This is a genomic window from Phreatobacter sp., assembly GCF_052440005.1.
Taxonomy (GTDB): domain Bacteria; phylum Pseudomonadota; class Alphaproteobacteria; order Rhizobiales; family Phreatobacteraceae; genus Phreatobacter.
This window is the reverse complement of sequence record NZ_JBQVQL010000002.1, coordinates 1-25,353: the sequence shown is the minus strand read 5'-3', so window position 1 is coordinate 25,353 and position 25,353 is coordinate 1. Positions and strand designations below refer to the sequence as shown.

Here is a 25,353-nt window from a genome sequence, read left to right as displayed (position 1 = left end):
CTCGCGGCGCCTGTGTCAGGCTGATGACGCTCGGCCTCTTGCTCGGGGTTTTTCATGATCCGTGCATTGATCCTCGTCGTGTCCCTCGCCCTCGGATGGGCCACCACCGCTCACGCCCAAAGCCGGTCTGCGGCGAGCGAGGTCGACGTGCAGATCGTGCTGGCGGTCGACATCTCCTATTCGATGGACCCCGAGGAGCAGCGCCTGCAGCGCGAGGGCTACATCAAGGCCATCACCTCGCCCGAGGTGATCGACGCCATCCGCAAGGGGCTCGTCGGCAAGATCGCGGTGAGCTATCTCGAATGGGCGGGCCACCACGAGCGGCAGGTGGTCATCGACTGGCGGATCATCGACGGCCCGGAGAGCGCCCGGGCCTTCGCGGCGGAACTGGAATCCAAGCCCTATCGCCGCGCCTTCCGCACCTCGATCTCCGGCGCCATCCAGGCGAGCGTCGACCTCCTGGAGAAGAGCGGCCTGAGGTCGATGCGCCGCGTCATCGACGTCTCCGGGGACGGGTCGAACAACAACGGCCCGCATGTGGAGATCGCCCGCGACGACGCCCTCGCCAAGGGCATCGTCATCAACGGCCTGCCGATCGTCATTCCCCGACAGAACAGCCGCTATGTCGACATCCCCAATCTCGACGCCTACTACCAGGACTGCGTGGTCGGCGGGCCCGGCTCCTTCATGATCCCCATCACGGCGCCGGATGAGTTCGTCACCGCGACGCGCCGCAAGCTGATCCTGGAGGTTGCCGGCATCACGCCGGTCTGGCCGGCGCCCTACGGGCCGCAGGTGATCCCGGCGCAGTCCCAGAAGGTCGACTGCCTCGTCGGTGAGCGCATCTGGCGGGAGCGCTGGGAGCGTAACTGAGCCGCCTCCACGCTGGGCTGTCCCGCGAGGCGTCCTCTTGCATCGGCGCGCGCTTCGGGTTTGTCTGCGCGCCCGTTTCCCAAGGAGGATGACATGGATTTCGGCCTGTCCGACAAGAAGGCACTCGTTCTGGCCTCGAGCCGCGGCCTCGGCCTCGGCATCGCCGAAGCTCTCGCCGCCGAGGGTTGCACCGTGATGCTGGTCGGCCGCACCGCGGACCGGATCAAGGCGAATGCCGAGGCGATCACCGCCCGGGGCAAGGGCAAGGCCTATGGCGTCGCCGCCGATCTCGGTGCCGAAGGCGCCGTGGAGGAGATCGTGGCGCTCGCCGAGAAGACGCTCGGCCAGATCGACATCCTCGTGAACAACACCGGCGGCCCGCCCGCCAAGCCGGCGACGGAAGTTGCTCCCGACGAGTGGGCCAAGCTGTTCAAGGTGATGGTGGAGCCGGTCTTCCAGATCACCGCGAAGGTCCTGCCGGGCATGCGCGCCCGCAAGTGGGGCCGCATCCTCACGGTCGCCTCCTCCGGCGTCGAGAACCCGATCCCGAACCTCGCCCTGTCGAACGCCCTGCGCTCGACCATCGTCGGCTGGTCGAAGACCCTGTCGACCGAGGTCGCCAAGGACAACGTTACGGTCAACATGATCCTGCCGGGCCGCATCGCCACCGACCGTATCAAGGAGCTGGACGAGGCCAACTCCAAGCGCTCGGGCAAGTCCATGGACGAGATCCAGGCCGCCTCGATCGCCACAATCCCGGCCGGGCGCCTCGGCACGGCGGCCGAGTTCGGCGCCACTGCCGCCTTCCTCTGCTCGGAGCAGGCCGCCTACATCACCGGCTCGAAGATCCGGGTCGACGGCGGCGCGACGAAGAACGTCTGAGGACGGAGGGCGGCGCAGCACACTGCGCCGCCTTCAACCTTTCCCTGGCGGGCTCGCCGTCGCGGGATGTGGCGCAGGGCTGGCAAGCAAGACAACGCCCGGCTTGCACCTCTGCAAACTCTGATCGCGAACCCGGTGGTCGCTCCGCACGGCATCCTCGGCTAACCTCCGGGCATCCTTCTCCAGCCCCGAGGAGCCCGGCATGTCCTTCGCCCCGACCCCCGATCCGACCCCCGGCGACAAGCTCGCCTGCGATGCCATCGACATGGTCATCGTGCCGCGCACCCACGACATCGGCGGGTTCACGGTGCGGCGCGCCCTGCCCTTCGCCAAGCGGCGCATGGTCGGCCCCTTCATCTTCTTCGATCACATGGGTCCCGCCGAGTTCAAGGACGGCGGCGGCATCGACGTGCGCCCGCATCCCCATATCGGCCTGTCGACGGTGACCTATCTCTTCGAGGGCGAGATCCAGCACCGCGACTCCCTCGGCACCTACCTGCCGGTGCGGCCGGGCGAGGTGAACCTGATGACCGCCGGGCGCGGCATCGTCCATTCCGAGCGCACCGACCCCGCCAGGAAGGCGAGCGGCCACAAGCTGCACGGCATCCAGAGCTGGGTCGCGCTGCCGAAGAGCCACGAGGAGACGACCCCCGGCTTCGAACACGTCGAGCAGCAGGAGCTGCCCGTCATCACCGGCGACGGCAAGACCATCCGCGTCGTGATGGGCTCGCTCTACGGCGCGACCTCGCCGGTGACGCAGAACTGGCCGACCATCTACGGCGACATCGCGCTGGAGGCCGGCGCGAAGCTCCCCGTCGACGCGGACACGGAGGAGCGCTGCCTCTATGTCGTCTCCGGCGAGATCGACCTGCAGGGCGACATCTTCCGGGAGGGCCAGTTGCTGGTGCTGCGCCCGGGCGACCGCATCAGCCTCTCGGCGGTGACGCCGGCGCGGCTGATCCTGTGCGGCGGGGCGACGATGGACGGCCCCCGCCTCATCTGGTGGAACTTCGTCTCCTCCTCCAAGGAGCGGCTGGAGCAGGCCAAGGAGGACTGGAAGCAGAAGCGCTTCGACACCGTGCCGGGCGACGAGGAGGAGTTCATTCCGCTTCCGGAATGACCCCTCAGGCGGGCGGCTGTGCCTTCGCCTCGAACTGCAGGAAGGCCGTGTAGGCGTCAGCCGCGTACATGAGCGAGGGGCCGCCGCCCATCTGGATGGCGACGCCGAGGACCTCGGCCACCTCCTGGCGGGTGGCGCCGAGCTTGACCAGCGCCTCGGCGTGATAGCCGAGGCAGCCGTCGCAGCGCGCCGCGACGCCGAGCGCCAGGGCGATGAACTCCTTGGTCTTCTTCGGCACCGCGCCGTCCTTCATGGCGGCCTGGGTCAGCGTCGAGAAGCCGGCCATGGTCTCGCCGGCCTCCTTGCGCAGGTCGCGCAGCCCCGCCGAGAGAGCCCGCGTGATCTCGGGATAGTCCTTGCTCATCAGTCGTGCCCCCGCATGACATTCACAATCCTGCATCTATGAAACGTCGGGGCCCGGCGCAACGCCCCGGGGCGCAAGACACGGCTGCGCCAATCGGCCGCCCTACCTCCGCTGCATTGCGCCGCCATGTCCGGTGGTGTACCCCTCGACGCCCTTGAGAACCGCATTGATCCGTCCCGCCACATGCCGGTGACACGAGTGACAGACCGCCCAGCCACGCCCCTGCTCGACACGATCCTCGTCCCTGCCGATCTCCGCAAGCTGTCCGAACATCAGGTCAAGCAGGTCGCCGAGGAGCTGCGCGCCGAGACCATTTCGGCCGTGTCGGTCACCGGCGGGCACCTCGGCGCCGGCCTCGGCGTGATCGAGCTGACCACGGCCCTCCACTACGTCTTCGACACGCCGGCCGACCGCATCATCTGGGACGTCGGCCACCAGGCCTATCCGCACAAGATCCTCACCGGACGCCGCGACCGCATCCGCACCCTGCGCCAGGGCGGCGGCCTGTCAGGCTTCACGCGGCGGTCCGAGAGCGAATACGACCCGTTCGGCGCCGCCCATTCCTCCACGTCCATCTCGGCCGGTCTCGGCATGGCGGTGGCCCGCGACCTGTCGGGGAAGACCAACGCCGTCATCGCGGTCATCGGCGACGGCGCCATGTCGGCGGGCATGGCCTACGAGGCGATGAACAATGCCGGCGCCCGGCACGAGCGGCTGATCGTCATCCTCAACGACAACGACATGTCCATCGCCCCGCCGGTGGGCGCCATGTCGGCCTATCTCGCGCGTCTCGCCTCGGGGAAGACCTATCTGAAGCTGCGCGACATCGGCAAGCAGCTGACCAAGCGCCTCGGCCGCACCATCGACCGCACCGTCACCCGCGCGGTGGAGCACGCCCGCGGCTTCGTCACCGGCGGCACGCTGTTCGAGGAGCTCGGTTTCTACTATGTGGGCCCGATCGACGGGCACAACCTCGACCACCTGCTCCCGGTTCTGAAGAACGTCCGCGACGCCGACCTCGGCCCGATCCTCGTCCATGTCGTCACCCAGAAGGGCAAGGGCTACGGCCCCGCCGAGGAGACCGAGGACAAGCTGCACGCGGTGGCGAAGTTCGACGTGGTCACCGGCGCCCAGGTGAAGGCCAAGGCCAATGCGCCGAGCTACACCAAGGTGTTCGGCGAGAGCCTGGTGAAGGAGGCGGCGAAGGATGACCGGATCGTCGCCATCACGGCAGCCATGCCGTCGGGAACCGGCGTCGACATCTTCGAGAAGGCCTATCCCGCCCGCACCTTCGACGTGGGCATTGCCGAGCAGCACGCCGTCACCTTCGCGGCGGGGCTCGCGAGCGAGGGCTACCGGCCGTTCTGCGCCATCTATTCGACCTTCCTGCAGCGCGCCTACGACCAGGTGGTGCACGACGTCGCCATCCAGAACCTTCCCGTCCGCTTCCCCATCGACCGGGCCGGCCTGGTCGGCGCCGACGGGGCGACCCATGCCGGCTCCTTCGACGTCGCCTTCCTCGGCTGCCTGCCGAACATGACGATCATGGCGGCGGCCGACGAGGCCGAGCTGGTGCACATGGTGGCGACCGCAGCGGCGCATGATGCCGGCCCCATCGCCTTCCGCTATCCGCGCGGCGAGGGCGTCGGCGTGGAACTGCCGACGGAAGGCGTGCCGCTTGCCATCGGCAAGGGCCGCATCGTCCGCGAGGGCTCGCGGGTCGCGCTGCTCTCGCTCGGCACCCGCCTCGCCGAATGCCTCAAGGCGGCCGAAGACCTCGGCGCGCTCGGCCTGTCGACGACGGTCGCGGATGCCCGCTTCGCCAAGCCGCTGGACATCGATCTCGTCACCCGTCTCGCCCGCGAGCACGAGGTGCTGATCACCGTGGAGGAAGGCTCCGTCGGCGGTTTCGGCTCCTTCGTCCTCCACGCGCTGGCCGACCGCGGCCTGCTCGACGGCGCCTGCCGCGTGCGCTCCATGGTGCTGCCGGACGTCTATCTCGACCACGACAAGCCGGAGGCGCTCTATGCGCGCTGCGGTCTCGACGCGCGCGGCATCGTCGCCAAGGTCTTCGAGGCCCTCGGGCGCGAGGCGGTGCAGTCCGGAACCGGGGCGCTGAGGGCTTGAGCCCGCGGCGGCTGCGGGCCGACCTCCTGCTGGTGGAGCGCGGCCTCTTCGACAGCCGCGCGAAAGCCCAGGCGGCCATCGCGGCCGGCCTCGTCACCGCCGACGGCCGCCCGGTGCGCAAGGCCTCTGAAGAGATCCCATCCACCGCCGCCATCACCGCAGAAGCGCCGCATCCCTGGGTGTCGCGCGGCGGGGTGAAGCTCGCCGGGGCGCTGGAGGCCTTCGCCGTCCGGCCCGGCGGGAGAATTTGTCTCGATGTCGGCTCTTCCACCGGCGGGTTCAGCCACGTGCTGCTGACCGAGGGCGCCGCGCAGGTGATCGCGATCGATACCGGTCGCGGCCAGTTCCATCACAGCCTTGCCGGTGATCCACGGATTGCGCTGCTGGAGGCGACCGACATCCGCAAGCTGACGCCGGCGGACCTCCCGGCCGTGCCGGACCTCGCCGTCATCGACGTCAGTTTCATCTCGCTCAGGCTGGTCCTGCCCGCGGTGACCACCCTCCTCGCTCGGGAGGCGGAGATGATCGCCCTGGTGAAGCCTCAGTTCGAGGTCGGCCGCGGCCATGTCGGCAAGAACGGCATCGTCACCGACGCCGCGGCGCGCGACGGGGCGGTCGCCGGCATCCGTGCGGAAGCCGAACGCCTGGCCTGGCGGATCCGCGGTCTCGTCGACAGCCCCATCGCCGGCGGCGACGGGAACCGCGAGTTTCTGATACACGGGGTGCGGCCTTAGCCGGACATCAGCGGCGCATCCACCGGGTGCGACCTTCGTGCCGGGAGGCAACGATCGGAAATCCATGACAACCCGCCTCACCATCTCCCATGTCGGCCATCGCGGCGACGGCGTCACCGAGGGCCGCTTCGTGCCCTTCACGCTGCCCGGCGAGGTGGTGGAGGTGGAGGGCAACGAGGAACGCGTCGCCCCCTCCCGGATCGTCACGCCGAGCCCGGACCGGGTGGCGCCGCCCTGCCCGCATTTCGGCACCTGCGGGGGCTGCGCCCTGCAGCACTGGGCGGATGCGCCCTATCTCGCCTGGAAACGCCAGTCGATCATCGCCACCCTCGCCCAGCACGGGCTGCAGCCGGAGGTGGCGCCGACCATCGACGCCCGCGGGACCGGCCGGCGACGCGTCACGTTCCACGCCCGCCGCGGCGCGGGGACCCGGCTCGAGGTCGGCTTCACCGCCGCCCGCAGCCACGCCATCGTCGCCATCGACGCCTGCCCTCTGCTGGCGCCCTCGCTGGACAAGGCGCTGCCGGCGGCGCGGCTGGTGGCGCGCGCGCTGGAGGGCGTGGGCAAGCCCATCGACATACAGGTCACTGCAACGGTCCAGGGCCTCGACATGGAGCTGCGCGGGCCCGGCAAGCTCGGCGAGAAGGACCGGCTGCGGCTGATGGAGGCGGCCAACGCGACCGGCCTCGCGCGCCTCACCAACCACGGCGACCTTCTCATGCAGCGCGAGCCGCCCAGCATCATGGTCGACGGCCACCGCGTGCCGCTGCCGCCAGGCGCCTTCCTGCAGGCGACGGAGGCGGGCGAGGAGGCTCTCGCCGGGCTGGTGATGGCCGGCGTCGGCAAGGCGAAGGCGGTTGCCGATCTCTTCTGCGGCGTCGGCCCCTTCGCCCTCAGGCTGGCGCGCCAGACCAAGGTCCGGGCGGTGGATTCCGACGCCGGTGCCGTCGCCTCTCTCGCCCAGGCCGTGCGCATGGCCTCCGGGCTGAAGCCGATCCAGGCGGAGACGCGCGACCTCTTCCGCCGGCCGCTGCTCGTCGCCGACCTCAAGGGGCTGGACGCGGTGGTTTTCGACCCGCCCCGCGCCGGGGCGGAGGCGCAGGCCGCCTTCCTCGCCAAGGCCGACATCGGCCGCATCGTCGCGGTGTCGTGCAACCCATCGACCTTCGCCCGCGACGCCTGCCTCCTCGCCGCCGGTGGCTGGAAGCTCGGCGCGGTGACGCCGGTCGACCAGTTCACATGGTCGGCGCATGTGGAGCTGGTGGCGACGTTCACGCGATAACCACAGCGGCCCGGGCACCTCGACAGGCAGGCCGGGGTTGTTACGATCGCCGCGTTTCCAAGCGATTTTCGTGACGATTGCCATGATCTCCCACCTCGCCGTCGCCGGCTACCGGTCACTCCGCGACATCGTCATCGAACTCGGGGCCCTGACCGTCGTGACCGGGGCCAACGGCGCCGGCAAGTCGAGCCTCTACCGCTCCCTGCGCCTTCTCGCCGATACGGCCCAGGGGCGCGTGGTGCAGTCTCTCGCCGCCGAAGGGGGGCTCTCCTCGACGCTCTGGGCAGGCCCCGAGAGCTTCTCCCGGGAGGTCAAGGCGGGGATCCACCCCGTTCAGGGCACGCGCCGCTCACAGCCCATCAGCCTGCGGCTGGGGTTTGCCGGTGACGACTACGGCTATGCCATCGACCTCGGGCTGCCGCTCGTATCCGACAGGACGCTGTTCGGTCGCGACCCGCAGATCAAGACTGAGAGCCTGTGGACCGGCCCCAGGCTCACCCGCAATAGCCTGTTCGCCGAACGCCGTGGACCGCTGGTGCGCATTCGCGACGACGCGGGCCAGTGGCGGGACGTCTGGAGGACGCTGGAACCCTTCGACAGCATGATGACCCACGCCGCCGATCCGCGCGACGCGGTGGAGCTCCTGACACTGCGCGAGCGCATGCGCTCCTGGCGCTTCTACGACCACCTGCGCACGGATCGGGAGGCCCCGGCGCGCCGACCGCAGGTCGGCACCTATACGCCGGTTCTGGCGAGCGACGGCGCCGATCTCGCGGCCGCGCTGCAGACCATTCGCGAGATCGGCAGCCCCGACGACCTCGCCGCCACGATCGAGGATGCCTTCCCGGGAACCCGGCTCGAAATCAGCGCGCCCGACGGCTATTTCGAGGTCGAGCTTCGCCAGCATGGCCTCCTGCGCCCGCTGAAGGCGGCGGAATTCTCGGACGGCACGCTGCGCTATCTCCTGCTCGCGGCGGCCCTTCTGTCGCCGCGACCGCCCGAGCTCATGATCCTGAACGAACCGGAGACGAGCCTCCATCCGGACCTGCTGCCACCGCTTGCGCGGCTCATCGCGAAAGCGGCGACCAGTACCCAGGTCATCGTCGTCTCGCATGCGGGCGCACTGGTCGAGGCGCTCGGTCGGCATGCGGTGCGGGTCAACCTCGAGAAGGATTTCGGCGAGACGCGGACACCCGACCTGGATCCGCCCGCCTGGAGCTGGCCGGCCCGCTGACGGAAGACGACGCTACGCGTCCCGCGGCGCGGCGGCGCGGGCGAGCCGATCGCGGATGGCTTCGCCGAGGCCCTCTGGCGGGATTGGCATGACGGCGATGCGCCGCACACCGGAGGCGTCGAGCAGGCGCAGGTGGCCGAAGAGATTGGCCGCCGCCTCCGCGAGATCGCCCGCGACCGACAGGTTGAGGACGTTGGCCGCGCCGGGTGGGACGTCGGGCCCAAAGGCGAGCAGCGCCTCGCCGGGCTCGGCGGCCGTCGCGTCGAGCCGCATGGCCGCCTCCGGCGCGTAGTGGGAGGCGAGCATGCCCGGCGCAATGGTCGCCTCGCCGGTGGCGGCAGCGAGGGGCCGGCCGATCACCGCCTCGATGGCGTCACGCGGAACGCCACCCGGCCGCAACAGCACAGGCGGGCTGCCGAGGCAGGCGACGATGGTCGATTCCACACCCACGTCGGTCGGTCCCCCGTCCACCACGGCGTCGATGCGCCCGTCGAGGTCGGCGAGGACATGGGCGGCTGTGGTCGGGCTGACATGGCCGGAGCGGTTGGCGGAGGGCGCGGCAACCGGGCGGCCGGCGGCGGCGAGCAGCGCCTGCGCCACCGGGTGGCTCGGCACGCGCAGGCCCACTGTCTCAAGGCCGGCGCGGGCGAGGTCGGAGACGTGTCCGCCCGGGGCGGCGGGCACGACCAGCGTCAGCGGTCCGGGCCAGAAGGCGCGGGCGAGAGCGGTCGCATGGGCGTCGAAGCGACCGAAGCGGAGCGCCGCCTCGATCGTCGCCACGTGGGCGATCAGCGGGTTGAAGCTCGGCCGGCCCTTGGCCGCGTAGATGGCGGCGACCGCACGCCCGTCGGTGGCGTCGGCGCCGAGGCCGTAGACCGTCTCGGTGGGGAATGCGACGAGGCGGCCCGCGCGCAGCAGGCGGCCGGCTTCGGCGATGCCGGCGGCGTCTGCGTCGAGGCGAAGGGTGGTGACGGTCGTCATGGGCGGCGCTTAGCACGGCGGGCGGGGAAACTCACCATTTCGGCCGAGGAGCTCTGCATCAGCCAAGTGGGTCCTTCGAGGCTCGCTGTCGCTCGCACCTCAGGATGAGGTTGGTGGGAGACCTGCATCAGCCGGACAACGCGCGACAGTCGAGCGATTGCGGCGGCCGATGCCCGCACCGCGCTCGTCATCCTGAGGTGCGAGCCCCCGGCGATGCCACAGCATCGTCCGGCGGCGAGCCTCGAAGGACGCACTTGGCTGATGCAGCCCGTTTGACGGGAACAATGCATCGCGCCTCTCCCCCCGATCCGCCAACCGGCGTCCTTGCCGCTGGGCCGGGTCAGACCTAGAACCTAGTCCGACCGGAGGATATCGCATGACCTATCGCGCACCCGTCGAGGACATGATCGCCACCATGAAGCACGCCGCCGGGCTGGAACAGGCGCTGGCGGGCGGCCTCTACGGTGACCTCGGCCTCGACGACGTCTCGGCCATCCTCGAAGAGGCCGGCAAGTTCGCCAGCGAGCGCATCGCGCCGTTGAACAAGGTGGGCGACCGTCACGGCACGCCCTTCAAGGACGGCGTGGTGACCATGCCGCCGGGCTGGAAGGACGTCTACACCGACTGGGCCGCCGCCGGCTGGAACGGGCTCATGGCCGACGACGCCTATGGCGGGCAGGGCCTGCCCTGCGTCATCAACTCGGCCTGCATCGAGATGTGGAACGCCGCCTCCGGCGCCTTCGGCCTCGGCCCGCTGCTGACCCAGGGCGCCATCGAGGCGATCACCGCCCACGCTTCCGAGGAGTTGAAGGCGAAGTACCTGCCGAAGATGGTCTCCGGCGAATGGACCGGCACCATGAACCTCACCGAGCCCTCGGCGGGTTCTGACCTGTCGGGCCTGCGGACCCGCGCCGAGCGCGCCGGCGACGGCACCTACCGGATCACCGGCCAGAAGATCTACATCACCTATGGCGAGCACGATCTGACGGAGAACATCATTCATCTGGTTCTGGCGCGCCTTCCCGACGCGCCGGCTGGCACCAAGGGCATCTCGCTCTTCCTCGTGCCGAAGTTCCTGGTTCGCGAGGATGGCTCCATCGGCGAAAGAAACGACGTGCGCTGCCATTCCATCGAGCACAAGCTCGGCGTCCACGGCTCGCCGACCTGCACCATGGTCTATGGCGATGCCGGCGGGGCCATCGGCTGGCTGGTGGGCGAAGAGAACCGCGGCCTGATGGCCATGTTCACGATGATGAACAACGCCCGTCTCGCGGTCGCGCTGCAGGGCGTCTCCATTGCCGAGCGGGCGACGCAGCAGGCAATCGCCTATGCGATGGAGCGCCGCCAGGGCAAGGCGCCGGGGGCGAAGGGCGAGGGCATCAGCGCGATCATCGAACACCCGGACGTCAAGCGCATGCTGGCAACGATGCGCGCCTCGACGCGGGCGGCGCGGGCCATCTGCTACATGCTGGCGGCGGAGATCGACCGGGCCCATCTCGCCGCCGACGAGGCCGAGCGCAAGGCCGGCAACGCCCGCGCCTCGCTGCTCACCCCCATCGCCAAGGCCTATGCCACCGACATCGGCAACGAGGTGGCCTCGCTCGGCGTGCAGGTCCACGGCGGCATGGGCTTCGTCGAGGAGACGGGGGCTGCCCAGCACATGCGCGACGCCCGTATCTACGCCATCTACGAGGGCACCAACGGCATCCAGGCCATCGACCTCGTCACCCGTAAGATCGGCATCGACGGCGGCGCGCTGGTGGCGGCGGAGATCGGCCGCATGCGCGGCATCGTCGCCGAGGTGGCGGGGTCCAACGCCGAGGGCTTCGGCCAGACCGCAGCGCGGCTGCGCGAGGCGGTGGACGCGCTGGAAGGCTCGACGCGCCACCTGCTCGCGGCGCTCGCCTCCGACCCTGCCGACGCGCAGGCCGGCGCGACCCCCTATGCGCGGCTGTTCGGCCTGGCACTGGGCGGCACCTCGCTCGCCGAGAAGGCGCTGAGGCTGCGGGCCAACGGCGCCTCCGAGGCCGCGCGTGCCGAGGCCCTGGGCCTCGCCCGCTTCTTCGCCGAGAACCTCGCCACCGCGGCGCCGGGCCTCGGCGCCTCCATCGTCTCGGGCGGCCAGTCCGTCACCGATCTCGACATTCCGCTCGCGAGCTGAGGACCATCGCCATGGACGGCATCACCCCGCAGGCCGGCACCGACCACGTGACGATCACCCGTCACGACAAGGGCGTGGTGCTGGTGCGCATGAACCGGTTCGACAAGAAGAACGCGCTGACCGGCGCCATGTACGACACGATGCGCGGCGTCATAGAGAATGCGGCAGCCGAGGGCACGCGCGCCGTCGTCTTCGCCGGCGGCCCGGGCGTCTTCACCTCCGGCAACGACATCGCCGACTTCATGCAGCGCTCGGCGGGCGGGGCTTCCGCCGGGTCGCCGGCGGGCGACTTCATCCGGGCGCTGGCGACCGTCGAGGTTCCGATGATCGCCGCGGTGGACGGCCTCGCCATCGGCATCGGCACCACCATGGTGCTGCACATGGACCTCGCCTATGCGAGCCCCGCGGCGATGTTCCGCATGCCCTTCGTCGATCTCGGACTGGTGCCGGAGGCGGCCTCCTCGCTGCTGCTGCCGCGGCTCGCCGGCATGAAGAAGGCGACGGAATATCTGATGCTGGCCGAGCCCTTCGGCGCGAATGAGGCCGCGGAGATGGGCCTCGTCAACGCGGTGGTCTCCTCGGAGGAGATCGAGGCGAAGGCGATGGCGATGGCGACGAAGCTCGCCTCGAAGCCGCCCATCGCGCTCGCGCATTCGCGCCGGCTGATGCGCAAGGGCGCGGAGGAGATCCGCGCCCGCATGGAGGAGGAAGGCGCACTCTTCGCCGAGCTCCTCAAGGGCGACGAGGCGAAGCAGGCCTTCATGGCCTTCATGACGCGGAAGTAGGGAACGCGGCGGCCATCGCCGCCTCACCCATCGCGCCACACCGTCATGCCGGGCTCGTCCCGGGCATCACGACGTTCCGAGGGTTTGCCGCGCCCTACCCCTCCAGCATCTCCGTCGAGACGATCTCGATGCCGAAGCCGCCGAGCCCGACATAGTGGCGGGTTTTCGACGCGAGCAACCGGATGCGGTTGGCCCCGAGGTCGCGCAGGATCTGGGCGCCGAGGCCGATCTCCCGCCACTGGTCGTCGCGCAGCTTGGCCGAGCCGTGGCTCTCGTGGATGTCGGGCGCGGGGGCGGTGGCGGCGAGCGACTGCGCCGGCACGCCGGCCGTGCCGTCGCGCAGGTAGATGAGCACGCCGCCCTTCTGGGCGAGCGTCTTCATCGCCGCATCGGTGGAGCGGTTCTTGCCGAAGACGTCGCGCAGCACGGTCTCGCGATGCAGGCGCACGAGGGTGGCGCCGGCCTCGTCGATCTCGCCGAAGACGAGGGCGAGATGCTCCACCCGGTCGTAGGGCGTGCGGTAGGCGATGCCGCGGGCGGGACCATAGGGCGTCTCGATGGGGAACTCGCCGGCGCGCTCCACCAGCCGGTCGCGGGCCTGGCGGTACTTGATGAGGTCGGCGACCGAGACCATCAGCAGCCCGTTCTTCTCGGCGAAGGCGGTGACCTGAGGGCCACGCGTGACGGTGCCGTCGTCGTTGACCAGTTCGCAGATGACGCCGATGGGCGGGAGCCCCGCGAGCTTGCAGAGATCCACCGCCGCTTCCGTATGGCCGGAGCGCATGAGCACCCCGCCCTCCTTGGCGATGAGCGGGAAGATGTGGCCGGGGCGGACGAAGTCGACGGCTCCGACATTGGGGTTGGCCAGCGCCCGTACGGTGGCGGTGCGGTCATCGGCGGAAATGCCGGTGGTGGTGCCGTGCTTGTAGTCGACCGAAACGGTGAAGGCCGTGCCGTGCGGGCTGTCGTTGGACGAGACCATGGGGTCGAGGCGCAGGCGCTGCGCCTCCTGCAGGGTCAGCGGCGTGCAGACGATGCCCGAGGTGTGGCGCACGATGAAGGCCATCTGCTCGGGCGTGCAGAGGGAGGCGGCGACGATGAGATCGCCCTCGTTCTCGCGGTCGTCGTCGTCGGTCACCACGACGATCTGCCCCTTGGCGAAGGCGTCGAGGGCGGCCTTCACGCGTTCGGCGGCTTCGAGCATGGTTCTCTCCTCGTCTCGCGGCCCCTTCAGGCCGATGAAATCATTGGGCGTGACGGCACCCGCGGTGAGCTCGGCGATGCGCTGGGCCGTCTCGCGCGACATCCACGGCGCGTCGCCGTTGCACAGCGCGGTGATGGTGGCCGGCGAGACGCCGAGCTGGCGGGCGAAGGCCAGGCGCGTCATGCCGGCACGGGCAAGCCAGGTGTCGAGCTTCATGGGGGAAAGATGGGCGGCAGCATGATTTCAGTCAAACTGAAATTCTGCCGATACAGCCGTGCAATTCGGCAACACTGAATCAGCGGCTTATTTCGCAGGCGTATCTGAAGCCGCGCGCTGCCTTGCGCCGACGCTCACCCGTTCTGGCCGCGGTTCCTCAGATAGTGATCGGCGATGACGCAGGCGACCATGGCCTCGCCCACGGGCACCGCGCGGATGCCGACGCAGGGGTCGTGGCGGCCCTTGGTGAGGATGTCGGTCTCGCCGCCCGTCTTGTCGACGGTCAGGCGCGGCGTGAGGATGGAGGAGGTCGGCTTCACGGCGAAGCGGGCGACCACCGCCTGCCCCGTCGAAATGCCGCCGAGGATGCCGCCGGCGTGGTTCGACAGGAACAGCGGGGCGCCGTCGTTGCCCATGCGGATCTCGTCGGCGTTCTCCTCGCCCGTGAGCGCGGCTGAGGCGAAGCCCGAGCCGATCTCGACACCCTTCACCGCATTGATGCCCATGAGAGCGCTGGCGATCTCGGCGTCCAGCTTGCCGTAGATCGGCGCGCCGAGGCCGGCGGGCACGCCTTCCGCGACGATCTCGATGACCGCGCCGATGGAGGAGCCGGCCTTGCGGATGCCGTCGAGATAGGTCTCGTAGAAGGCGGCCTTGTCGGCGTCGGGACAAAAGAACGGGTTGGCGCCGACCGTCTCCCAGTCCCACTTCTCACGGTCGACGGCGTGCGGTCCCATCTGGACGAGAGCGCCACGCACGGTGAGACCCGGCACGACCTTGCGGGCGATGGCGCCGGCGGCGACGCGGGCCGCCGTCTCGCGCGCGGAGGAGCGCCCGCCGCCGCGATAGTCACGGATGCCGTATTTCGCCTCGTAGGTGAAGTCGGCGTGACCGGGACGGAACTTGTCCTTGATGTCGGAATAGTCCTTCGAGCGCTGGTCGGTGTTCTCGATCATCAGCGCGATGGGCGTGCCGGTCGTCAACTGCACGCCGTCGTCGTCGATCATCACGCCGGAGAGGATCTTCACCGCGTCCGGCTCGCGGCGTTGGGTGGTGAAGCGCGAGGTGCCGGGGCGGCGGCGGTCGAGATGGGCCTGAATGTCCTCAGCGGTCAGCGGGATGCGGGGCGGACAGCCGTCTACGACGCAACCGAGCGCCACGCCGTGGCTCTCGCCGAAGGTGGTGACGCGGAACAGGTGGCCGAAGGTGTTGTGCGACATGGCCTGCGGATTACAGGGGCGCGCGGCGCTCGGCAAGCCGACCCGCCGACTCACTCCTCCAGATAGATCCCCGTGTCGAACTTGATGCGCTGGAGATTGAAGCTCGAGCGGAAGCGCTTGATGTTGTGCTCCTGGGCGAGGACCTGCCGGACGAAATCGTTGTAATGGTCCATGTCGCGGCACAGGACGATGAGCATGTAGTCCGTCTCGCCGGTGACGAAGTAGCACTGCTGCACTTCCGGCTGGGTCGAAATGTGCCGCTCGAAGGAGCGCAGCACGTCCTCGCGCTGACGGTCGAGTTCGACCGAGACGAAGGCGATGAGGGTCGAGCCGACGCGGGCCGGATCGACGAGGGCCACCTCGCGGGCAATGTAGCCCTCCTCCTTCAGGCGCCGGACGCGGCGAGAGGTCGGCGCCGGCGACAGGCCGACCTGTTCGGCGAGGTCCTGGTTCGGAATGGCGGCGTCGCGCTGCAGCCGGTTGAGGATCTTGCGGTCGATGCGGTCCAGCGGCTCCGGCGGCGGCGCGGCAACTTGCGACTTCGGATTGCGTGAGGCTTGAGGCTTCTTCATCTGGATTGCGCTTCCGGGGGATTTTGGCGCAACAGACGATGCAATTCTTGTGCAACTTCGCAACCCCGGGCGACCCCGGATGGCTCACCATCATGGCCCATCGGACGGCTGCCGGTGGCCGCCTCCGCCCACGCTCCGGAGACGCCGCCATGGCCACTGCGCTGAAACTCGACCGCTACCCCCGCCACAAGCTGACCTTCGGGCCCTCGCCGCTCGAGAAGCTGGACCGCCTCTCCGCCCATCTCGGCGGCGGAGTAGAGCTCTGGGCCAAGCGCGAGGACTGCAACAGCGGCCTCGCCTTCGGTGGCAACAAGCTGCGCAAGCTCGAATATCTCATTCCCGAGGCGATCCAGCAGAATTGCGACACGCTGGTCACCATCGGCGGCGTGCAGTCGAACCACACCCGCCAGGTAGCGGCCGTCGCCGCCAAGCTCGGCATGAAGTGCCGCCTGGTGCAGGAGAGCTGGGTGAACTGGAACGACGCCGTCTACGACCGCGTCGGCAACATCCTGATGAGCCGCATCCTCGGCGCCCATGTGGAACTGGTCGACGAGGGCTTCGGCATCGAGTTCAAGGAGAGCTGGGAAAACGCGCTGGAGGATGTGAAGGCCAAGGGCGGAAAGCCCTACGCCATTCCCGCGGGTGCCTCCGACCACAAGCTCGGCGGTCTCGGCTTCGTCGGCTTCGCGGAGGAAGTCCGCGCCCAGGAGGCCGAGCTCGGCTTCGCCTTCGACTACATCGTCGTCTGCTCGGTCACCGGCTCCACCCAGGCCGGCATGGTGGTGGGTTTCGCGGCCGACGGCCGCGCCGACCGCGTCATCGGCATCGACGCCTCGGCGACGCCGAAGGAGACGCGGGCGCAGATCATGCGCATCGCCGAGCGCACCGCCGACCTCGTCGGCCTCGGCCGCGCCATCACCGACGCCGACATCGTGCTGAACGAGGACTATGCCTATCCCGAATACGGCCTCGCCTCGCCCGAGACGGTGGAGGCCATCCGCCTCTCCGCGCGGCTCGAGGGCATGCTGACGGACCCGGTCTACGAGGGAAAATCCATGCAGGGTATGATCGACCTGGTGAAGAAGGGTTTCTTCCCCAGGGGATCGCGGGTGCTCTACGCCCATCTCGGCGGCGTGCCGGCGATCAACGGCTACAGCTACCTCTTCCGGAACGGCTGAGCCATGGCGGGGCCGGCGCTTCTCCTGGAGGTGCCGCCCGCGGCGGCCGAGGTCCAGGCCGCCCTGATGCAGCGCCTCGCCGCGATGGCGCTGGGCGGAGCGGCGACGCTGCTTGCCCGCGGGGTCGACGGCGGGGGCCGCCACGTGACGGTGGTCGCCTTTTCCGGCGACGCCGCGCGGGGCGGGTTCCTCGACATCTGCTCAGACCTCCGGGGGGTGGGGCTCGTCGCCCGCCCGCTCGCTCTCGAGGCGGGCGGCGGAACCGGAGGCGAGCCGCTGTTCCCCTGATCAGGTCGGCGCCAGCACGCCGCCGACCCGCAGCGGAGTGACGGCGGTCGCGAGGCCGTCGGCGCCGATGTCGACGATGATTCCGGAGAGCGTGGCGGGCCCGCCCGCCGGCTCGAACTTGCCGCCCGGCGTCTTCTCGCGCATGCGGCGCAACGGCTCGGCCTTGTCCATGCCGATGACTCCGTCATAGTCGCCGCACATGCCGACGTCGGTCTGGAAGGCCGTGCCGCGGGAGAGCACGCGGTGATCGGCGGTGGGCACGTGGGTGTGGGTGCCGACGACGAGGGAGACCCGGCCGTCGAGGACATGACCCATCACCTGTTTCTCGCTGGTGGCCTCGGCATGGATGTCGACGACGATGGCGTCCGCCACGCGGCCGAGGGGGGCTGCCTCCACCTCGCGTTCCACCGCGGCGAAGGGATCGTCCATGGCGTCCATGAAGACGCGGCCCATGACGTTCACCACCAGCACCTGCGCGCCGTTCTTGGCCTCGACCAGCGCTGCGCCGCGGCCGGGCGTGCCGGCGGGATAGTTCACCGGCCTGACGAGGCGCGGCGCACGGTCGATGAAGACGAGGGCCTCGCGCTGGTCCCAGGAATGGTTGCCGAGAGTGACGCAGTCGGCGCCCGCATCCAGCAGTTCCTCGTAGATCGCCTCGGTGATGCCGAAGCCGTGGGCGGCGTTCTCGCCGTTGATCACGACGCAGTCGAGCTTCAGATCGGCGATGAGCCCGGGCAGCTTTTCGGTGACGGCGGTGCGGCCGGCCTTGCCGACGACGTCGCCGAGGAAGAGGAGGCGCATCAGAAGGTCCTGAAACCGGTTTCGGTGAGGAGGTAATCCAGCCTCCGGTCATGGGGCTCGTGCGGCACGGCGTCAACCTCCTGGCAGGAGAAGGCGATGCCGATGGCGATGCGGCGGGCCTGCGCGTCGAGGCGGGCGAGAGCCATGTCGTAATGGCCCTTGCCGTAGCCGATGCGGTTGCCGCGCACATCGAAGGCGGCGAGCGGGGTCAGCAGGATATCGGGCTGGACCTCGGCGGCTTCGGGTCCCGGCCCATAGGTGCCGAAGCCCATGGGCACGAGGTCGGCACCGCGGATCAGCTCGCGGAAGATCATCGGGCCCTTCCGGTCCGGGAAGGCGGGCAGCGCCAGGCGCGCGCCGGCCCGGCGCAGGCGGTCCATCAGCGGGCGGACGTCGATTTCGGACTGGATGGGGAGAAAGCCGGAGACGACCTTGCCGGCGACGGGAATGAGATCGAGGGGGAAGGTCTCGGCGAGGGCCAGCGCCGCCTCGATGCGGAGGGCGAGGTCGAGGGCATCGCGGCGGGCGAGCGCGGCCTCGCGCAGGTCGGCCTTGGTCGGCTGGGTCATGGGGGAGGATTAGCGGAGGCGGGAAGCCGCGTCACTACGGATGCGCTGCACTTGCCCGGTGACGGCGGTGTTCCGCCAGGGACCGCAAAAAGGAAGAGAAGTGGAGCCACTCTGCCGTTGGACAAGCGATCCCGGGAACCTACCTAAGTAGGTGGGTGCCGTGTACCCAAGACCAGGGTCGAGGACAGGGACAGCTCCCATGAGATCGATAAGGCCCCGGGGAATTTGTGTCCTGACGAACGTCGCAGCTCCGTTCCGACAGATAGGTCGTATTCTCCCCCGGCGGAAGACCCTCAGGCCCCTTCGCCGCGAATTCACCACCGCCATCCGCTCGGACCCGTTGACGCTCGCGTCCGTGCGGCGCCAATAGGCGGCCCCGAGACTCCGAGACCCGCCGCCGGAACGCCCGCCATGCCGCTGCCGAAAGCCGTCACCGCCCTCGCCCCGCCCATGCCGGCCTCGCTGATCGAGCGCTTCGCGGCCATCGTCGGCCCGCGCTATGCCATCACCGATCCCGGCGATCAGGCGCCCTATCTGCGCGACGACCGCAGCCTCTACCACGGGCGCACCTCCCTGGTGGTGCGGCCGGGATCGACCGAGGAGGTGGCGGCCGTCATGGCGCTCGCCCACGAGACCGGCACGCCGGTGGTGCCGCAGGGCGGCGCGACGGGCCTCGTCGGCGGCCACGTGCCGCACGAGACCGGCGCCGAGATCGTGCTGTCGCTGAACCGCATGACCCAGGTGCGCGCCGTCGATCCCGCCGGCAACACGATGACGGTGGATGCCGGCGTGACGCTGCAGCAGGCGCAGGACGCGGCGAGCGAGGTCGGCCGGCTCTTCCCCCTCAATATCGGCTCCAAGGGCTCCTGCACGATCGGCGGCAATCTCTCGACCAATGCCGGCGGCACCCAGGCGGTCGCCTACGGCATGGCGCGCGACCTCGTGCTCGGGCTCGAGGTGGTGCTGGCCGACGGCCGCATCTGGCACGGCCTGAGGACCCTGAAGAAGGACAATACGGGCTACGACCTCAAGCACCTGTTCATGGGGGCGGAAGGCACGCTCGGCATCATCACCGCGGCAGTGCTGAAGCTCTATCCGGCGCCGCGCTCCATCGAGGCGGCCTGGGTGGCAGTGCCCTCGCCGGAGGCGGGCCTCGCCCTGCTCAACGCCGCGCAGGAGCGCGCCGGGCCCTCGGTCACCGGCTTCGAGCTGATGCCGCGCAACCTCTTCGAGTTCGTGCTCCGGCATCTCGCCGGCGCCCGCGATCCGCTGGCGGACGCATCACCCTGGTACTGCCTGATGGAGCTCTCCACCGCCTCGGCGGCAGGCCTGCGGGAGACGCTGGAGGAGATCCTCGCCGCAGGCTTCGAGGAGGGTATCGTCACCGACGCCGCCCTCGCCGACACGATCGACCAGCGCAACGCCTTCTGGCGGCTGCGCGAGGGCATGAGCGAGGTGCAGAAGATGGAGGGCGGCTCGATCAAGCACGACGTCTCGGTGCCGGTCGCGGCCGTGCCGGCCTTCATCGCAAAGGCGGTTGCAGCCTGCTACGCTTACATGCCGGATTGCCGCCCGGTACCCTTCGGGCATCTCGGCGACGGCAACATCCACTTCAACGTCAGCCAGCCCGTCGGCATGGACAAGGCCACGTTCCTCGACCACTGGGACGAGGTGCAGACCATCGTCCACGACATCGTCGGCGAATTCGGCGGCTCGATCTCCGCCGAGCACGGCATCGGCCGCATGAAGCGCGACCTGCTGCCGGGCGTGAAGGACCCGGTCGCCATGGACATCATGCGGCAGGTCAAGGCGGTGCTCGACCCCCGCGGCATCCTCAACCCCGGCAAGGTTCTCTAAGAGACCTGCGGGGGCGGGGGGGCCCTCCCCGCCTCAGGCCGCGACCTTGCCGAGAAAGTCCTCGACGGCGGTGCCGAGGCTCGTCGCGGACTGCTCGACCTTCGTCGTCGTCGCGCCCATCGAGGTGGACGAGGCGACGCTGGCGGCGGCCCTCGCGGCGATGTCGCCGATTGCCGCCTCGATCCGGGAGGTCAGGTCGCGCATCTCGCCGATGCTGCGGTTGATCTCCTGCACGGCGGCGGATTGCTCCTCGATGCCCGCGGCGAGCGCCGAGGCGTTCTGGTCGATCTGGCCCATGCGGCTGGAAATCCCCTCGATCGCGCCGACCGCACCCTTGGTCAGCTGCTGGACGGCGTTGATCTGCTGGGCGATTTCCTCCGTCGCCTTCGACGTCTGGACGGCGAGCGACTTCACCTCCGAGGCGACGACCGCAAAGCCCCTGCCAGCCTCGCCGGCCCGCGCCGCCTCGATGGTGGCATTGAGGGCGAGAAGGTTCGTCTGCTCGGCGATGGACTGGATCAGCGCCACGACGGTCCCGATCTTCTCGGCGGCGCCGGACAGTTCGGAGATGCTGTCGTTGGCCTGCGTCGCCTCGCCGGACAGTTCGCGCACCACGGCCGCCGTCTCACCGACCTTCTGGGCGAGCTCGCCGACCGAGGCGCTGAGCTGGTCGGTGGCGCTGGCGACGGCTCCGATATTGGACACGGCGGCCTGTGAGGAATGGGCGGCGCGCTCGGTCATCTGCACCGTTCCGTGGGCCGCCTCTCGCGCCGTCGAGGTCGCATCGCCCAGAGCGACCATGCCGCTGCGCACGCCAGCGAGCACCCCCGCGACATGTCCCTTGAACTCGCCGATAGCCGCCTCCAGGCGGGCCTGGCTGTCCGACTGGGCCGCCGTCAGCGTCCGCTCCCTGGCGGCGGCGGCTTCCATCCGCTCGGTGGCGCGGTTGGCATCCGCGACGGCGGTGTCGGAGACGGCGAAGGCCGTCGCGAGGCGGTCGCAGAGCCAGGCGAGGGCCACAGCCTGGGCGACGAGGATCACCGCGTGGATGACGACGCGACCGAAATCCCCGCCCTCGGGAAAGACGGCCATCGGGTAGATCATGTTGAGGCCGAGATGGTGGACCGCGACCACCGCGGTGTAGGCTGCGACCGATCGCCAGCAGCACCACAGGGCGGCCACCGCCAGGCCGGCGAAGAAGGCCATGTGCATGTCGATCTGGTAGACCGAACGCTCCAGCGCAAAGGTCAGGAAGGCGACGAGCGCCGCGGCCGAGACCGACGAGCCGACGCGCGCCGTCAGGTCGCTGCGGCCCTTGCCGATCGCCAGCAGGCCGAGGGCTGCGACGGCGAGGGTCCCGGCGATGGTGACGGCCATGCCGCCTGCGCCGCGCATCAGCGCCACGGCGACCACCACCACGGCGAGGGCCGAAACGACGCACAGCATGACGATGGCGACCGTTTCGCGCAGACGGTCGAGGGTGGAGGTGGGCGAGGCGAGGCTCATGGCGAGAGCTCCCATTCAAAGCGACATGAAGGGTGACAGGCAGGCGGCGGCCATCGCGGCGTCGACCACGAGCAGCGCACCGGCGCCGTAGAGTCGCGCCACGAAGTCGGGGGCCGCCGAGGAAGCGATGACGACACGGTTGCTGCGACCAGCGGACCGCAGCTCGCCCTCCGACCGTGCGGCGATGGCGGCGGCGCCGCCGTTCTCCGCCGACCAGGCGAAAACGGCCACGGGCTGCCCGGCGCGCGGCATCGCAGCTGCGACGACGGGTAGGGCCAGACAGGTGAGGACGATCACCGGGAGGAGCAGGCGCGCGCGCGATGCCGAACGCGGAGGCATGACAGATCCGTGGGCGCCCCGGCCGTACGGGATAGTCCGGCGCGGGTTCACTGAAACTGACTGTTGTTTGTTAGCTTTTCCTTAAGCCTGGCAGCCCCTCGCCTGCGTCAGAATGGCTGGCCCCTGCTTCGCTGCTCAGTCGAAGAGACTCCCCTGCCCGCCCTTCGGATCGGCCTTCCGGCGGCGCGGTTCGGCCGGCGGGGCCGGCGTCGCCTGGCCGGCGGGCTCCTGGAGCTCAGGGCCGTCATTGGCGACGCGGTTGACCGCGGAGGAGATGGGCACGAGTTCCAGTTCCGTCTGGACCGGCGGTTCGATCAGGGCCGCGGCCCGCTCGGGCGTCGTCTCGGGCGCCAGCCACTCGTTCCAGTTGGCGGGGTCGAGGATCACCGGCGTGCGGTGATGGATCGCGGCGACCGGCGCCGGCGCCTCGGCAGTCAGCATGGCCACGGTGTCGACCTCCGAGCCGTCCGGCGAGATCCATGTCTCCCACAGCGCCGGGAAGGCGAAGAGCCCCCCGTCGGGCCGGCGGATCATGTAGGGCATCTTCACCTTGCCCTCCCGGTGCCACTCGTAGAAGGCGTCCGCCGGCATCAGCGCGCGCCGACGGGTGAAGGCGGCGCGGAACGAAGGCTTTTCGCGCGCGGTCTCGCTGCGCACGTTGATGACCAGGGGGAACTCCTTCGGGTCCTTCACCCAGCCGGGAATGAAGCCCCATCGCATGAGCACGAATCGCCTACGGCCCTGATCGATGGTGACGACGGGCACGGGCTGGGTCGGCGCGATGTTGTAGCGCGGCGGGAAATTCGGCCGCTCCTCATAGCCGAAGGCGGCCTGCATCACCTCGGGAATGGTCTTGATGGCGTATCGCCCGCACATTTCGATCCTCGCCTGCCCTTGCGTCCCGGAAACTGGCTTGCATCGATTTAAGCCTTCTTTCACCGCGGACGTGGCTACCTGTCATGTAAAGTTGGGGACGACCACATTCCATGCTCGACGCCGTTCGTCAGGAAACCAGAATAGAGCTGACGCCGGAGCGCCTGCGCGCCGCCAATATTCATCCGGAAACCCGGCTGGCGACGGACTACCTCAACCACTTCAACGAAGTCATCATGCTCCTCGAACTGGTGCCGTCCATGCCCGACTGCGTGGACGACGTGCTGGCCTGGCAGCCTGCCTCCTACGAGCAGCATTTCATCCGCTCGCATTACCGCGACAAGGACCTGGTGCTTGCGGCTTTCGCCGAGGCGCCCGTCGGCTCGCGCCGGCGCTTCCTGGCGCTGGTCGAGGAGATGGACACGGTGATGCTCGACACCATTGCCCAGCTCAAAGCCCATGCCGGCACGCCGGTGGCGGGCTACATCGCGGAGGAAGCCTCCGACCGGCTGAAGCACCTCGCCGCCCGCACCTCCGGCATCATGAACGCGGTCATCCATGACGACGACGAAGGCGAAGGCGCCTCGGCGCAGGACGCTATCGACGCGCTGATGACGCGGTGAGCGACCGCTCCTATCCCGCCCGTCCCATCCTCGCCGTCTCGACGGCGGTGATTCGCGACGGCCGCGTGCTGGTGGCCCAGCGCGCCAACGCTCCCGGCGCGGGCCTGTTCAGCCTGCCCGGCGGCCTCGTCGAGATCGGCGAGACGCTGGCCGAGGCGGCGGCGCGCGAGCTGATGGAGGAGGTCGCGGTCATCGCCGAGCCCGTCGGCCTGTGCGGGGCGCGCGACATCATCCTGCGCGACGCCGCGGACCGGGTGGAGCGCCATTTCGTCGTGCTCTCCTTCGCCGCCCGCTGGACGTCCGGCGAGGGCACGGTCTCTCCCGAGGCCGCCGCCATCCGCTGGATTCGCCCCGAGGAGGCGCCGACCCTGCCGACCACGGAGGGACTGGCGGGCGTCCTTGCCGCAGCCCTCGCCCTCGTTCCCGCCTGAGCGTCAACCACCCGGACAGCTTTCCGTTGCGGCCCCCGGCCGGCTCGCTCATATCTGCGCCATGGCGAAGCTGGTCCAGACCCTTGCGCTCCTGACGATCCTGCTGCCGGCAGCCGCCGCGGCGCAGGCGCCGCAGGCTGCCGTGACGGCTCCCGTGCCGCCGGCCGCCCTGCGCGCGCCCTACGAACCGCAGCTCATCCGCCTCTCCGAGATCATCGGCGCCCTGCACTACCTGCGCACGCTGTGCGAGGGGCCGGAAGGCGGCGCCTGGCGGCGCGAGATGCAGGCCCTGCTCGACGCGGAGGCGGCGGGCGGGGAGCGCAGGGAGCGCCTCGTCCAGGCCTTCAACCGCGGCTATGGCGGCTTCGAGCAGACCCACCGCACCTGTGCGCCGGCCGCCCGGCTGGCGACGCGGCGCTATGTGACCGAGGCGCGGCGGCTCGTCGCCGAGATCACCAGCCGCTACGGCAACTGACGCCCTGTGTCATTCGGGGAACGTCTCGAATTTCTTCACCACCGTTAACCTTCCGGTCAGAAACGGGTGTCCTGGCGGGCTGAGCATGCTACGGTCTCCCCATAGGACAGGACCGATCAACGGTTCCGCAGTGGACGCGACGATGCATTTTTCCCCAGAGACGACCTTCCGGTCGGCCGAGGCCGAAGACCAGCGCCATGCGGCGATGGGCTACGTCTCCGAAGCCTTTGCGGAGGCCCGGCTCGACGGGCTGGACGTCGACTGCATCGCGCAGGCCGCCATCTTCGCCTCGTTCGTCGAAATGGTCGCAACCTACGGCGAGGAGGCGACGGCCACCTTCGCCCAGCGGCTCGCCGAGCGGGTCAGGGGCGGAGAGTTCACCGTAGACCGGTCGGCCCACTGATTCGGACCGCCACCGCCGGGGACGCCTCGTGGAACCGCGCAAGCTGGCCATTCTCGCAGCACTGATCTCCACCCTGGTTCTCGGGGTGTCCGTCGCGCAGATCATGCCGCGCGAGGCGCCGCGGACGCCGGAGCCCGTCGTCTCCGCCGGCACACCGCTTCGCACGACGATCCGGGACGTGACGGCCCAGGCGGCCGAGCCGCCCCCTCCCGTCATCCCGCCCGTCGCCCAGGCACCCGCAGCGACGCCCGTTCC

Annotated in this window: 26 protein-coding genes, 1 other RNA gene and 1 pseudogene; 17 read left to right on the top strand and 11 right to left on the bottom strand. The window is 69.8% G+C overall.

Translation table 11 applies throughout. The features are described 5' to 3' along the window. Positions 1-54 precede the first annotated feature (54 nt). From ACT6XY_RS00800 to ACT6XY_RS00790, 3 genes are all read left to right on the top strand, one after another. The gene (locus ACT6XY_RS00800; RefSeq protein ID WP_444746445.1) at positions 55-873 is read left to right on the top strand and encodes a DUF1194 domain-containing protein; all 819 of its coding nucleotides are present in this window, start codon (positions 55-57) and stop codon (positions 871-873) included. A 93-nt stretch (positions 874-966) separates the two neighbouring features. Next, complete coding sequence (locus ACT6XY_RS00795) at positions 967-1,755, top strand: SDR family oxidoreductase (RefSeq protein ID WP_444746444.1); 789 nt, start codon at positions 967-969, stop codon at positions 1,753-1,755. Between the two features lie 202 nt (positions 1,756-1,957). After that, positions 1,958-2,875: a pirin family protein gene (locus tag ACT6XY_RS00790; protein WP_444746443.1), complete on the top strand. Its 918-nt coding sequence runs from the start codon at positions 1,958-1,960 to the stop codon at positions 2,873-2,875. A 4-nt stretch (positions 2,876-2,879) separates the two neighbouring features. Here the strand turns inward: ACT6XY_RS00790 and ACT6XY_RS00785 are convergent, their stop codons facing one another. After that, positions 2,880-3,239 (bottom strand): carboxymuconolactone decarboxylase family protein, encoded by a 360-nt coding sequence (locus tag ACT6XY_RS00785; RefSeq protein WP_444746442.1) that lies wholly within the window; start codon positions 3,237-3,239, stop codon positions 2,880-2,882. A gap of 198 nt (positions 3,240-3,437) precedes the next feature. On the opposite strand from ACT6XY_RS00785, the gene dxs reads away from it, so the two are divergent. The 4 genes from dxs (at position 3,438) to ACT6XY_RS00765 (ending at position 8,616) form a co-directional block, all read left to right on the top strand. Next, positions 3,438-5,366, top strand: a complete 1,929-nt coding sequence (gene dxs, locus ACT6XY_RS00780) for a 1-deoxy-D-xylulose-5-phosphate synthase (protein WP_444746441.1) — start codon at positions 3,438-3,440, stop codon at positions 5,364-5,366. Continuing rightward, positions 5,363-6,100 carry a TlyA family RNA methyltransferase gene (locus ACT6XY_RS00775; RefSeq protein WP_444746440.1) on the top strand — a complete coding sequence of 246 codons (738 nt, stop codon included), beginning with the start codon at positions 5,363-5,365 and terminating at the stop codon, positions 6,098-6,100. The genes dxs and ACT6XY_RS00775 overlap by 4 nt, the downstream gene beginning before the upstream one ends. A gap of 64 nt (positions 6,101-6,164) precedes the next feature. Then, positions 6,165-7,382 (top strand): class I SAM-dependent RNA methyltransferase, encoded by a 1,218-nt coding sequence (locus ACT6XY_RS00770; RefSeq protein WP_444746439.1) that lies wholly within the window; start codon positions 6,165-6,167, stop codon positions 7,380-7,382. Between the two features lie 82 nt (positions 7,383-7,464). After that, positions 7,465-8,616: an AAA family ATPase gene (locus ACT6XY_RS00765; RefSeq protein ID WP_444746438.1), complete on the top strand. Its 1,152-nt coding sequence runs from the start codon at positions 7,465-7,467 to the stop codon at positions 8,614-8,616. Between the two features lie 12 nt (positions 8,617-8,628). Here ACT6XY_RS00765 and ACT6XY_RS00760 read toward each other — a convergent pair whose 3' ends face one another. Continuing rightward, positions 8,629-9,597: an L-threonylcarbamoyladenylate synthase gene (locus ACT6XY_RS00760; protein WP_444746437.1), complete on the bottom strand. Its 969-nt coding sequence runs from the start codon at positions 9,595-9,597 to the stop codon at positions 8,629-8,631. 376 nt (positions 9,598-9,973) lie between these two features. On the opposite strand from ACT6XY_RS00760, the gene ACT6XY_RS00755 reads away from it, so the two are divergent. Both ACT6XY_RS00755 and ACT6XY_RS00750 read left to right on the top strand, forming a co-directional pair. Then, positions 9,974-11,758 (top strand): acyl-CoA dehydrogenase, encoded by a 1,785-nt coding sequence (locus ACT6XY_RS00755; RefSeq protein WP_444746436.1) that lies wholly within the window; start codon positions 9,974-9,976, stop codon positions 11,756-11,758. A gap of 11 nt (positions 11,759-11,769) precedes the next feature. Further along, positions 11,770-12,543, top strand: a complete 774-nt coding sequence (locus ACT6XY_RS00750) for an enoyl-CoA hydratase-related protein (RefSeq protein WP_444746435.1) — start codon at positions 11,770-11,772, stop codon at positions 12,541-12,543. A 94-nt stretch (positions 12,544-12,637) separates the two neighbouring features. Here ACT6XY_RS00750 and ribB read toward each other — a convergent pair whose 3' ends face one another. From ribB to ACT6XY_RS00735, 3 genes are all read right to left on the bottom strand, one after another. Further along, entirely contained in the window at positions 12,638-13,963 is a 1,326-nt protein-coding gene (gene ribB, locus ACT6XY_RS00745) for a 3,4-dihydroxy-2-butanone-4-phosphate synthase (RefSeq protein WP_444746434.1), read from the bottom strand. Positions 13,964-14,097: 134 nt separating this feature from the next. Further along, positions 14,098-15,183 carry a chorismate synthase gene (gene aroC / locus ACT6XY_RS00740; protein ID WP_444746433.1) on the bottom strand — a complete coding sequence of 362 codons (1,086 nt, stop codon included), beginning with the start codon at positions 15,181-15,183 and terminating at the stop codon, positions 14,098-14,100. A 50-nt stretch (positions 15,184-15,233) separates the two neighbouring features. Continuing rightward, entirely contained in the window at positions 15,234-15,755 is a 522-nt protein-coding gene (locus tag ACT6XY_RS00735) for an Lrp/AsnC family transcriptional regulator (RefSeq protein WP_444746432.1), read from the bottom strand. A gap of 149 nt (positions 15,756-15,904) precedes the next feature. On the opposite strand from ACT6XY_RS00735, the gene ACT6XY_RS00730 reads away from it, so the two are divergent. Together ACT6XY_RS00730 and ACT6XY_RS00725 are read left to right on the top strand one after the other, a co-directional pair. Beyond that, entirely contained in the window at positions 15,905-16,933 is a 1,029-nt protein-coding gene (locus ACT6XY_RS00730; RefSeq protein WP_444746431.1) for a 1-aminocyclopropane-1-carboxylate deaminase, read from the top strand. 3 nt (positions 16,934-16,936) lie between these two features. Further along, positions 16,937-17,221: a hypothetical protein gene (locus tag ACT6XY_RS00725; protein ID WP_444746430.1), complete on the top strand. Its 285-nt coding sequence runs from the start codon at positions 16,937-16,939 to the stop codon at positions 17,219-17,221. On the opposite strand, the gene ACT6XY_RS00720 is transcribed toward ACT6XY_RS00725, so the two are convergent. The 3 genes from ACT6XY_RS00720 to ssrS all read right to left on the bottom strand — a co-directional run bounded on the left by ACT6XY_RS00720 (position 17,222) and on the right by ssrS (position 18,845). Continuing rightward, a complete protein-coding gene (locus ACT6XY_RS00720; RefSeq protein WP_444746429.1) occupies positions 17,222-18,022 on the bottom strand; it encodes a TIGR00282 family metallophosphoesterase in 801 nt (266 codons plus the stop codon). Next, positions 18,022-18,591, bottom strand: a complete 570-nt coding sequence (locus ACT6XY_RS00715; protein WP_444746428.1) for a 5-formyltetrahydrofolate cyclo-ligase — start codon at positions 18,589-18,591, stop codon at positions 18,022-18,024. Before ACT6XY_RS00715 ends, ACT6XY_RS00720 begins: the two co-directional genes overlap by 1 nt. 99 nt (positions 18,592-18,690) lie before the next feature. Further along, positions 18,691-18,845: non-coding RNA, 6S RNA (gene ssrS / locus ACT6XY_RS00710), on the bottom strand. A gap of 157 nt (positions 18,846-19,002) precedes the next feature. Between ssrS and ACT6XY_RS00705 the strand changes: the two genes are divergently transcribed. After that, entirely contained in the window at positions 19,003-20,448 is a 1,446-nt protein-coding gene (locus ACT6XY_RS00705; RefSeq protein ID WP_444746427.1) for an FAD-binding oxidoreductase, read from the top strand. A 33-nt stretch (positions 20,449-20,481) separates the two neighbouring features. Here ACT6XY_RS00705 and ACT6XY_RS00700 read toward each other — a convergent pair whose 3' ends face one another. The 3 genes from ACT6XY_RS00700 to ACT6XY_RS00690 form a co-directional block, all read right to left on the bottom strand. Beyond that, a complete protein-coding gene (locus ACT6XY_RS00700) occupies positions 20,482-21,954 on the bottom strand; it encodes a methyl-accepting chemotaxis protein (protein ID WP_444746426.1) in 1,473 nt (490 codons plus the stop codon). A gap of 15 nt (positions 21,955-21,969) precedes the next feature. After that, positions 21,970-22,293: a hypothetical protein gene (locus ACT6XY_RS00695; protein WP_444746425.1), complete on the bottom strand. Its 324-nt coding sequence runs from the start codon at positions 22,291-22,293 to the stop codon at positions 21,970-21,972. A 135-nt stretch (positions 22,294-22,428) separates the two neighbouring features. Beyond that, positions 22,429-23,169 carry an SOS response-associated peptidase gene (locus ACT6XY_RS00690; RefSeq protein ID WP_444746424.1) on the bottom strand — a complete coding sequence of 247 codons (741 nt, stop codon included), beginning with the start codon at positions 23,167-23,169 and terminating at the stop codon, positions 22,429-22,431. Between the two features lie 110 nt (positions 23,170-23,279). Between ACT6XY_RS00690 and ACT6XY_RS00685 the strand changes: the two genes are divergently transcribed. The 5 genes and pseudogenes from ACT6XY_RS00685 to ACT6XY_RS00665 all read left to right on the top strand — a co-directional run. Beyond that, positions 23,280-23,789: a hypothetical protein gene (locus ACT6XY_RS00685; protein WP_444746423.1), complete on the top strand. Its 510-nt coding sequence runs from the start codon at positions 23,280-23,282 to the stop codon at positions 23,787-23,789. After that, positions 23,786-24,220 (top strand): NUDIX hydrolase, encoded by a 435-nt coding sequence (locus ACT6XY_RS00680; protein WP_444746422.1) that lies wholly within the window; start codon positions 23,786-23,788, stop codon positions 24,218-24,220. The genes ACT6XY_RS00685 and ACT6XY_RS00680 overlap by 4 nt, the downstream gene beginning before the upstream one ends. A gap of 61 nt (positions 24,221-24,281) precedes the next feature. Continuing rightward, positions 24,282-24,695, top strand: a complete 414-nt coding sequence (locus ACT6XY_RS00675; RefSeq protein ID WP_444746421.1) for a TIGR02301 family protein — start codon at positions 24,282-24,284, stop codon at positions 24,693-24,695. A 142-nt stretch (positions 24,696-24,837) separates the two neighbouring features. Continuing rightward, a complete protein-coding gene (locus tag ACT6XY_RS00670) occupies positions 24,838-25,098 on the top strand; it encodes a hypothetical protein (protein WP_106747169.1) in 261 nt (86 codons plus the stop codon). Between the two features lie 28 nt (positions 25,099-25,126). Continuing rightward, positions 25,127-25,353: pseudogene (locus ACT6XY_RS00665) on the top strand (hypothetical protein); the annotation flags it as partial.